The sequence below is a fragment of the Azospirillum tabaci genome (genome assembly GCF_014596085.1).
Taxonomy (GTDB): domain Bacteria; phylum Pseudomonadota; class Alphaproteobacteria; order Azospirillales; family Azospirillaceae; genus Azospirillum; species Azospirillum tabaci.
Map to the genome: position 1 here is coordinate 50,101 of NZ_JACCJY010000039.1, position 9,550 is coordinate 59,650.

The following is a 9,550-nucleotide window of genomic DNA, read 5'->3' on the forward strand; positions in this document are numbered from 1 at the left end:
CGGAATTGGGTTCAGCGGATCAGCGGGTGCAGCCGCGGGCCGGCACCGGCCAGTCGCCGACGACCTCGCCGTTGCGGCTGATCGCCATGCGGTCGTGCAGGTTGGTCACCACGCAGACATGGTTGGGCAGGATGCGCACGCGGTCGCCGATTTCCGGCCGCTCCGCGCACTTGCTGAGGTCGACCACCGCGTGCTCCTCGTTGACGCGGACGATCACCGCGTCGGGGCAGTCGAGGATCAGGCCGAACCCTTCGCCCACCGACGGGGCGACGCGGTCGCTCGACAGCGTTTTGCTGCCGCAATCCAGCACGGCGCGGTCAGGGGTGGGGCGGCTGACCACGGTGGCGTGGACATGCACGGCGCACTCGTCCAGCGTCGCCACCCCGGCGCCGACGGTGGCGCGGTCGTGATAGATGTTGGTGCCAACGCGCAGCTCGGTCACGCCGGGAAGCTCGTGGGTGTCCCAGCAGCCGGGGGTGCCGCCGACCGATACCGTCTCCACCGCTATGCCGGCGCCGTCCAGCAGGGCGCGCGTCTCTGCCACGAACGGAACGGTGCGGGGGCCGCGCGGGTAGGTCATCAGGCCGCGGAAGCGGGTCAGGCCGTTGCCGGCGGCGCGGCGGGCCAGTGTCAGAACCTCATCCGGGGTCTGCACGCCGCAGCGGCCGTCGCCGCTGTCAAACTCCACCAGAATGCCGATCTCGACGCCGGCTTCCGCCGCGGCCGCCGCCACGGTGTCGAGGGCCACGGCGTTGTCGAGCGCCACCGTCAGTTTCGTCTTGCCGGCCAGCTCGGCGAGCGGCTTCACCTTGGCGGCGCCGACGATGGGGTAGGTCAGCAGGATGTCGGCACAGCCGGCCTCCGCCATCACCATCGCCTCGCTGATCTTCTGGCAGGTGATGCCGACGGCGCCCAGCTCGATCTGGCGGAGCGCGAATTGGGGAAGCTTGTGGGTCTTGATGTGCGGGCGCAGCGCCAACCCGTGCCGGTCGCAATAGGCCTGCATCTTGGTCAGGTTATGCTCGACCCTGTCGAGGTCGATGACGGGGACGGGAGTGTCGAGATCGTCGACGCGCATGGGACCGCTCCGGAACACGAATTCGGGAAATGGGCCGATCCCGGCGGCGGAGCCATGGGATCGGCCGTGTGTAGAAGATGTTACGCCGCCATACCTATGCTTGCGGCAGGACGGCGATGCAGTCGATTTCCACCTGGATGTTGTTCAGCTGGCAGCCGATGGTGGTGCGGGCCGGCGGCTCGGTCGGGAAGAACTCCGAATAGAGCGCGTTGTATTCCTGGAAGCGGCCGAGATCGCTGAGATAGCTGTTGACCTTCACCACATGGGCAAGGTCTGTGCCGGCGGCCTTCAGGATGATTTCCAGGTTGCGCAGGGTCTGGCGCACCTCGCCGGCGAAATCCTCGGGCAGCGCGCCGGTCTCCGGATGGTGCGGCCCCTGGCCCGACACGTAGACGAAGCCGTTCGCGACGATCGCGTGGCTGTATTGGCCGGCGGGCTTCGCACCCTTTTCGGCGAAGATCGGCTTGCGGTTGGTCATTCGGTCCTCACAGGTTTGAATATCAGACGCGGACCAGGGCCTTGCCCGGACGCGCGCCGGTGTGCCCGCCGTCGCGCAGGACGAACTGTCCGGCGACGAGCACGTCGGTGATGCCGTGGGGCGGGCGCGTCGGGTCCTGGAAGGTCGCGCGGTCCGCCACATCGGCGGTGAACAGGGTCAGGTCGGCCACCATGCCCGGCCGGATCAGCCCGCGGTCGGACAGGCCGAAGCGCTGCGCCGGGACGGCGGTCATGTGGCGCACGGCATCCTCCAGCCCCAGCTTGCCCTCGCCGTTCAGGGCACGGGCGAGATAGCGCGGGAAACTGCCGAAAGCGCGGGGATGCGGCTTGCCGGTTTCGCGCGGCAGCCCGTCGGACCCCAGCATGTGCAGCGGGTGCGACAGCGCGGCTTCCAGATCGGCTTCGTCCAGTTGGAACATAACGATGTTGGTGCGGCCACGGTCGGCGCGGATCAGGCGGACCAGCGTGTCGAAGGGCTGTTCCTTCGCCACCTCTGCGATGTCGGTCAGCGACAGCCCTTCCAGCGTGCGCAGGCTCGGCTCGCCGACGCCGCCGATACGGACATTTTCCCAGCCGATCAGGCGGATCTTGGATTCCCAGCCTGCATCGCCGGGCGCCTCTCCGTCTTCCACGGCGCGGCGCAAGGCCGCTAGCCCGTCCGCATCGGCCATGCGCGCCAGCAGCGCCACCACCCCGCCCGCGAGAGCCGAGGGGGGCAGCAGTTGCAGGATGGTGCTGGAGCCGGCCGGGTAGGGGTACATGTCGAAGCTGACGTCGGTGCCGCCCTTGCGCGCGATCTCCAGCCGCTCCACCGCCCGCGGCAGGCTGCCCCAGTAGGGCCGCCCAGCCGCTTGCAAATGGGACAGCAGGCCGCTCGCTCCACCCGCTTTCAGCAGTTCGAGAAACTCGTCCACCGAGGCGATCAGCCCGCCTTCATAGGAGCGGACATGGGCGGTCAGCAGCGCGCCATGTTCGGCCACAACCTCCGTCAGCCGCACCAGCTCGGCGCGGTCGGCCCAGGCGCTGGGCGGATAGACGAGGCCGAGCGACAGGCCGTGCGCGCCCTGGCGAAGCTGCTCGGCCAGCAGGGCCGCCATCGCCTCGCGCTCCTCGGCGGTGGCGGCGCGGTTCTGCCAGCCCATAACGGCGAGGCGCAGGGCGGCGTGCCCGACCAGCGAGACGAGGTTGATCGCGGTGCCGCGCCCGTCGAGTGCGGAGCGGTAGCTGGCGAAATCGGCGAAGGTCTCCTGATCCGAAACGGTGCCCAGCAGGTTGCCAAAATGCTCGCGCAATGGGCCGTCGCTGTCGGGGCTCTGCGGGTAGAGACCGAAGGAACAGTTGCCGACCACCACGGTGGTGACGCCCTGCGCCACCTTTTCCGGCCGGCCGGGCTGGCGCAACTGGATCAGGTCGTCGTGGCAATGGGCGTCGATGAAGCCGGGAGCCAGGAAGCGTCCCTGCGCCTCCAGCGGTTCGGCGTCGGGCGCGTCCAGCATCGGGCCGACGGCGGTGATGCGTCCGCGTTCCACCAGCACGTCGGCGGGGAACCAGGGGGCGCCGGTGCCGTCGATGACGCGGGCGCCCTTAATGAGGAAAGTGGCACTCATCTCATTTCGCCTTCTGGAGCCGGGGGTCGAGCGCGTCGCGCAGCCCGTCGCCGACGATCTGGAGCGACAGCACGGTCAGGACGATGGCGCAGCCGGGGAACAGGATCAGCCAGTCGGCCTGCTGGAAATACTGCTGGGCGCCGGCGATCATGTTGCCCCAGGTCGGCGTTGTTGGCGGCACCCCAACGCCGAGGAAGGACAGTGCCGCCTCCGTCAAAATGGCGTAGGCGAAGATGAAGGTGGCCTGCACCAGGATTGGCGAGATCAGGTTGGGCAAAATGTGCAGGAAGACGATGCGCGGCGTGGAGGCGCCCAACGCCGTCGCCGCCTCGATGAACGGCATCTCGCGCACCACGAGGCAGGCGGCGCGCACCACGCGGGCGACACGCGGCGTATAGACGATGCCGAGCGCCAGCACGACGTTGTAGAGCGACGGCCCCAGCGCCGCCATGAAGGCGATGGCCAGCAGGATGTCCGGGAAGGCCATCAGCGCATCGGTCAGCCGCATCAGCACGCCGTCCAGTGGCCGGATGTAGCCGGCGGCCAGCCCCAGCAGCGTGCCCATCAGCGTCGCCACCACCACGACCAGCAGCCCGACCAGCAGCGACAGCCGGGCGCCCAGCATCACGCGGGACAGCACGTCGCGGCCATATTCATCGGTGCCGAACCAGTGGGCGGCCGACGGCGGCTTCAGCCGGCCAAGGATGTCCATCTTCATCGGGTTGAACGGCGTGATCCACGGCGCCAGCAGCGCCACCGCCAGGATCGTCAGCATGATCAGGAAGGACAGCACCACCAGTCGGCGGCGGAACAGCTGGCGCATCAGCAGGGCGGCCGGCGAGCGGCTGCGGTGAGGCTTGGCCGGGGAGGGAAGGGAGACGTTGCCGTGACCGGCGGGGACGCTTGCCATTGGAACCCTCCCTCTCAATAACGGACCCGCGGATCGACCACGGCATAGAGCAGGTCGACCGTCAGGTTGATCAGCACATAGATGGCGGACACCACCAGCAGGGCGCCCTGGATCACCGGATAGTCGCGGCGCAGCACGGCCGAGACGATCAGATTGCCGACGCCGGGCAGGCCGAACACGGTCTCCGTCACGATGGCGCCGGCGATCATCACCGCGGTGGTCAGGCCGATCACCGTCAGGATCGGGATCATCGCGTTGCGCAACGCATGCTTCAGCACGACGACCAGCGGCGGCAACCCCTTGGCCCGCGCGGTGCGGACGTAATCGTTGCTCATCACGTCCAGCATGCTGGTGCGGGTGAAGCGCAGGATCAGCGCCGAGTTCGGGATGCCGAGCGCGATGGCCGGCAGCACCAGATGGCGCATCCGCTCCATCAGATCGGCTTCGGGCGGACCATAGCCGGCGACCGGGAACCAGGCATGGTCGACCGCCAGATACTTGATCAGCGTCAGCCCGATCCAGAAGCTGGGAATGCTCGCCGCCAGCATGGCCAGCCCGACCGCGGCCTGGTCGATCAGCCCGCCGCGCTTGGCCGCCGACAGGATGCCGATGGGCACGCCGATCAGCATGGCGATCCCCACTGACATCATGGTCAGCAGACCCGTCAGCTCCGACCGTTCGGCCAGCGCCTGCACCACCGGGCGGTTCAGGAAAATGGATTCGCCAAGATCGAAGCGGACGATCTGCCCGAGATAGAGCAGGAACTGCGTCAGCAGCGGCTCATCGAGCCCCAGCCGGCTGCGCAACGCCGCGATGTCGTCCGGCGTGGCGGAAGACCCCAGCATGACGGCGGCGGGATCACCTGGCACCACGCGGGCGATCACGAAGACCACCATGGCGACGAGCAGCATGACGATCATCATGCCGGCGAACCGGCGGACGATGTAAACGAGCATGGTTGCGGTCCCAGAAGAAATCCCCTCTCCCCCGGGGAGAGGGTTAAGGTGAGGGGGCGCGCGGCAGGGATTCTCGGGATAGCCACGTACTGAAATCCCCCTCACCCCGACCCTCTCCCCGGGGGGAGAGGGGGCATTCAGGAAAGGGAGCTTTCAACTGCCCTCAGCCCTTCAGGTCGGTGTTCCAGAAGAACGGCCAAGGCGTCGGCGTGTAGCCGGTCAGCTTGTCGCTGCTGGCGGCGAGGTTGTAGAACTCGCCGACCTTCACGCTGGGCACCTCGCTGTAGAACAGCGTCTGCAACGTCACCCATTTCGCCTTGCGGGCCGCGGGGTCCATCTCGCGGTTGAAGGCGGCGAGCGCCTCGCGCTTGGCCGGGCTGTCCCACCAGCCGGGATAGCTCGGGTTCAGCACCGTGATCAGCGACGGCTCCGGCACGAAGGTGTGGTAGGTGAAGAAGGCGTCCCACCCCTTGTCGTCGCCGCGGCGCTGCAGCAGAGTCGCCCAGTCCAGCACTTGCAGATCGACCTTGAAGCCGGCCATTTCGAGCTGGGCCTGCGCCACCATGCTCATCTTGTACAGGAACTCGTACTGGACCGAGGTCATGATGCGGATCGGCTCGCCCTTGTAGCCGGCCGCCTTCAGCAGATCCTTCGCCTTGCCGGCGGCATGGTCGCTGTAGGGCTTGGCGCTGGCCGCATCAAAATAGGGCGTGCCCTGGGCGTAGATCGACCCCTCCGCCTGGACGAAGGCGGGATCGCCGAGGCCGGCCAGCAGCATGTCGTTCGGTTCCAGCGCCGCCAGAACCGCCTGACGCACCTTCGGGTTCGCCATCACCCCGGTCTTGGTGTTCATGATCATCAGCGGGAAGCCGAAGGGCTTGACGATCACCGGCTTGACGCCGGCGGCGTCCTTGATGCGCGGCAGGGTTTCCGCCGGCAGGCTGTCGGCGAACTGGTACTGGCCGGCCAGCACGCCCGACACCCGGGTCGCGGCGTTCGGCACCGGGACGAAGCGCAACTCGCCGATGACGGCCTTGCGGCTGCCGGCATAGCCGCTGGGCGTGCCGGCGGGAGAGGCGTAGCCGTCGTGGCGGACCAGCCGGATGTACTGGTCGGGCTTGTGTTCCAGCAGCTTGTAGGGACCGGTGCCGACCAGAGACTTCAAGGCGCCCGGCCCGTCGATCACCGACTTCGGCACGATGGCGGCGGCGCCGTTGTTCATCGCCAGCAGCGCGGTCAGCGGCGCGAAGGGCTCCTTCAGCGCAATGACGACGGTGTCCGCACCCTTGGCGGCGATGCTCTCCACCAGCGGGGCGACGGTCTTGCCGCGCGGCGAGGCCTTGGTCCAATGGTCGAGCGAGGCGACCACATCCTCCGCCGTGACGGTGCTGCCGTCATGGAAGGTGACACCGCTGCGCAGGGGGATGGTGTAGGTCTTGCCGTCCGCCGACACCTGCGGCAGGGCCGACGCCACCAGCGGGGCCAGCTTCCAGTCGCCGTCGAAGGTGAACAGCGTCTCGAACATGTGCTGGGTGATGATGCTGACGAGGTCGGACGTGGTGCCGACCGGGTCCAGCGTCGGCGGCTCGCCGATGGTGGCGACCGTGACGACCGAGGCGCCGCCCTGCTGGGCCTGCGCCGGCGTGGTCCAGGTTCCCAGGATGCCGGCGGAGATACCGGTGGAAAGCCCCCCGACAGCGACTGCCGAACCGAGGGCGGTATTGAACAGACGTCGCGTGATCCCTGTCATTTTTGCCTTCCCCAACCGTTTGTCCGAAATATCGGACGTTATTCTTGTATTCCAGACAAACAAACGGTATATCGGACAATGAGCGCTGGCAAGCCGAAAATCCGCGTGCTAAGCGGTTACAGGACGACTAGGGGGCGCGGATCAGATGAAGAGTGGCGGCGTGGCGGAGAAGCCGATGGCGGAGAAGCAGGCGGAAGAGAAGTCGACGGGCCGTGCCCGCGGCATCGACCGCGTCATCGCATTGATGGAACATCTGCACAGCCGGCGCGCCCCGACGCGCATCGCCGACATCGCGCGCGACACCGGCACCCCGCGCTCCACCATGTATGAGCTGGTCAACACGCTGGTGGAGGCGCGCTGGCTGGAGCTGCGCGACGGCGACGGCACGGTCTATTTCGGGCCGGCGATGCATTACTACGGCAGCGATTACCTCGACAGCGTCGACCTGATCCGCAAGGCGCGGGTGGAGGTCGCCCACATCGCCGAGACGGTGGGGGAAACGGCGCAGTTCTGCACGCTGGAAGGCGACAAGTATCTGGTTGTGCTGAATGAGCCAGGCCGGCGCATGTTCCGCATCAGCTCCGAGATCGGCATCAAGGTGCCAATCCCCTGGACAGCGTCCGGCCGGCTGCTGGTCGATCACATGTCGGCCGACGAGATCCTGCGCTTCATTCCGCCGGATGATTTCGTCCTGCCCGACGGCCGCCGCATCGCCCAGGACGAGTTCCTGGAGGACATCCGCCGCGCCCGTACCCAGGAATATGTCCGCACCACCGCGCTTGTCGACCGTTTCACCACCTGCCTTGCTGCCCCGGTCCGCGATCCGGCCGGCCGGTGCATCGCTACCATCTGCTTCGTCGTCCCGGCGGACACAACGGAAGAGGCTCAGCAGGTGATGATCGACACGCTGAAGGCTAGTGCGGAGCGGCTGTCGCCGGGACGTTGACGATGTTTGGGACAATTCCGCGCATTAGCTGTTGCCATTGCACAACTCGACCCACATGACTTCAATACGGGATGGATGCGCGCCGAAGCGGCAGGCAACAAGGGTCCCTGGCGTCAGCGGGCAGTAATCGGCCGCACCTCCAAGATGCCGTAATGGGCCGGTGCCAAGCGCCGGCAGGATGCGGAAAAAGCTGTGCACGGCCGGTTGGCAGTGATTCCCTCCGGTCGTGGAGAATGCGGCGGGCGAGAGGACGATGCGGAGCTCGGTCGAACGCAACGAGGGTCTGTTCAGCTGTATGAGCTGCGAGGCGCGGGTTCCGGCCAATCACTCTCTACGACCAATCCGGGCCATCATGGACGAAGCGCTGGAGGTGATGTCGCCGGCCTTCAAGGATCTGTACTCCAAGCTCCCGCCCCGCACGTCGCGCAGAACACGAGCAGCCGCCGCTCGGCGATCGACGGCCGGACCATCCGCCATGCCGGCTACGCCATCAGCCTGCGCATCCGCAAGCGGATCGAAATAGTCCTTCCGCAAATGACAAAAGCACCCGCGCTCGCCGTCGGGGCTGAGCGGGATGACGTAGCGGATTTCCACCTCACTCCCGGTCACGACGACGCGGTCGATCAGCAACGCCACGATTTAGCGGCGCCGGGTAACATCGGCGTCGGCCAAGCGGGCTTGAATCCGCCGGCAGAAGTCCGCGGCCGATGCGGCCCAGCCGGCGAGCCGCGCGTGCCGGTCGGCCTGGGCTTCCAACTGCGCGGCCTGGGCGCGCAAGCCCTGCATGCGCTCGTCCGCCGCCTGCCGTCGGCGCTGGTATTCCGGCAGAGACATGACCCCGATCAGATACGTGTCGGTCAGGCGCTCCACCTGCCGTTCGAGCCCGCGCTGACCGCGGCGTAGCTGTTCGCGCCGGGCCTGGAGATCCTGCGGCAGCAAGCCTCCGCCGTGCGCTCGGGCGAGAGCTTGAGCAACCTGCTCCGGCGCGGTGAGCAGTGCGCAGAGGTCCTGCCAAACCACCTCATCAAGCGTAACCGTCCGACGATGGCCGCCTTGCGGGGAGTGGGCGAAGCGGGCTGAGTGAGGACGCCGCGGATGGCCGCGGCTTGGTCCTATTTCCAGCCCCATGGCTATGCTTATGACTTAGTTCTACAGTTGAGCCCGAGGGGCTGGAGGGTGTGAGCTGTTGAAGGGAGTCTCCGCTTTTGGAGGCTCCCATGACCGCAGCCGTGGATGTGTTGACGGGTTGGCCATCCTGGCTCGATGAACTGTTCCGCCGCATTTCCGGTGAGTTCGCGCGTGCCGAGCCGCGTCGGCAGGCCCGCAAGTACCTGGAAGGGCTGCTCGGCGATGCCAAGCGCAAGAACGGCTGGCAGCTGGCCGAACAGATCGGCGACGCCCGGCCCTGGCGCACGCAGCGGGTGCTCAGCCATGTGCTGTGGGACCAGGACCGTGTCCGCGACGCGTGCCGTGCCTACGTCGTCGAGCAGCTCGGCCGCGATGGTGTGCTCATCGTCGATGAAACCGGCTTTCTCAAGAAGGGCGAGCACTCCGTCGGCGTGGCCCGGCAATACTCCGGCACCGCCGGGCGTATCGACAACTGTCGAGTCGGTGTGTTCCTGGCCTACGCTACCGAGCGTGGCACGCACTGATTGACCGCCGCCTCTATCTGCCCGAGGACTGGCTGGACGACGCGCATCGGCGCGAGGGCCGCATCCCGGCCGACGTGGCTTTCGCCACCAAGCCGGCGCCACCAAGCCGGCGATGGCGCGGGCGATGATCGCGCAAGCCCTGGACGCCGGCGT

Annotated in this window: 10 protein-coding genes and 1 pseudogene; 4 read left to right on the plus strand and 7 right to left on the minus strand. The window is 67.5% G+C overall.

Annotated features, from left to right (window positions below; all coding sequences use genetic code 11):
* Window positions 1-19 precede the first annotated feature (19 nt).
* From H0B54_RS26195 to H0B54_RS26220, 6 genes are all read right to left on the minus strand, one after another.
* Window positions 20-1,078 (minus strand): alanine racemase, encoded by a 1,059-nt coding sequence (locus H0B54_RS26195; RefSeq protein WP_188262764.1) that lies wholly within the window; start codon window positions 1,076-1,078, stop codon window positions 20-22.
* Between the two features lie 94 nt (window positions 1,079-1,172).
* Window positions 1,173-1,556, minus strand: coding sequence for a RidA family protein (locus tag H0B54_RS26200; protein ID WP_094304977.1), 384 nt, complete (start codon window positions 1,554-1,556; stop codon window positions 1,173-1,175).
* Window positions 1,557-1,578: 22 nt separating this feature from the next.
* A complete protein-coding gene (locus tag H0B54_RS26205) occupies window positions 1,579-3,183 on the minus strand; it encodes an N-acyl-D-amino-acid deacylase family protein (protein ID WP_188262765.1) in 1,605 nt (534 codons plus the stop codon).
* 1 nt (window position 3,184) lies between these two features.
* A complete protein-coding gene (locus H0B54_RS26210) occupies window positions 3,185-4,093 on the minus strand; it encodes an ABC transporter permease (protein WP_211109563.1) in 909 nt (302 codons plus the stop codon).
* 14 nt (window positions 4,094-4,107) lie between these two features.
* Window positions 4,108-5,049, minus strand: coding sequence for an ABC transporter permease (locus H0B54_RS26215; protein WP_137143262.1), 942 nt, complete (start codon window positions 5,047-5,049; stop codon window positions 4,108-4,110).
* Between the two features lie 163 nt (window positions 5,050-5,212).
* Complete coding sequence (locus H0B54_RS26220; protein ID WP_188262766.1) at window positions 5,213-6,799, minus strand: ABC transporter substrate-binding protein; 1,587 nt, start codon at window positions 6,797-6,799, stop codon at window positions 5,213-5,215.
* Between the two features lie 145 nt (window positions 6,800-6,944).
* Here H0B54_RS26220 and H0B54_RS26225 point away from each other — a divergent pair, with 145 nt between their 5' ends.
* A complete protein-coding gene (locus tag H0B54_RS26225) occupies window positions 6,945-7,745 on the plus strand; it encodes an IclR family transcriptional regulator (protein WP_188262767.1) in 801 nt (266 codons plus the stop codon).
* Window positions 7,746-7,998: 253 nt separating this feature from the next.
* Window positions 7,999-8,154 (plus strand): annotated as a pseudogene (locus tag H0B54_RS26230) (IS5/IS1182 family transposase); the annotation flags it as partial.
* 230 nt (window positions 8,155-8,384) lie between these two features.
* On the opposite strand, the gene H0B54_RS26240 reads toward H0B54_RS26230, so the two are convergent.
* The gene (locus tag H0B54_RS26240; RefSeq protein ID WP_188262774.1) at window positions 8,385-8,684 is read right to left on the minus strand and encodes a hypothetical protein; all 300 of its coding nucleotides are present in this window, start codon (window positions 8,682-8,684) and stop codon (window positions 8,385-8,387) included.
* 278 nt (window positions 8,685-8,962) lie between these two features.
* On the opposite strand from H0B54_RS26240, the gene H0B54_RS26245 reads away from it, so the two are divergent.
* Complete coding sequence (locus H0B54_RS26245) at window positions 8,963-9,397, plus strand: IS701 family transposase (RefSeq protein ID WP_188262768.1); 435 nt, start codon at window positions 8,963-8,965, stop codon at window positions 9,395-9,397.
* Window positions 9,346-9,525 (plus strand): transposase, encoded by a 180-nt coding sequence (locus H0B54_RS30580; RefSeq protein WP_425490091.1) that lies wholly within the window; start codon window positions 9,346-9,348, stop codon window positions 9,523-9,525. Before H0B54_RS26245 ends, H0B54_RS30580 begins: the two co-directional genes overlap by 52 nt.
* Window positions 9,526-9,550 lie beyond the last annotated feature (25 nt).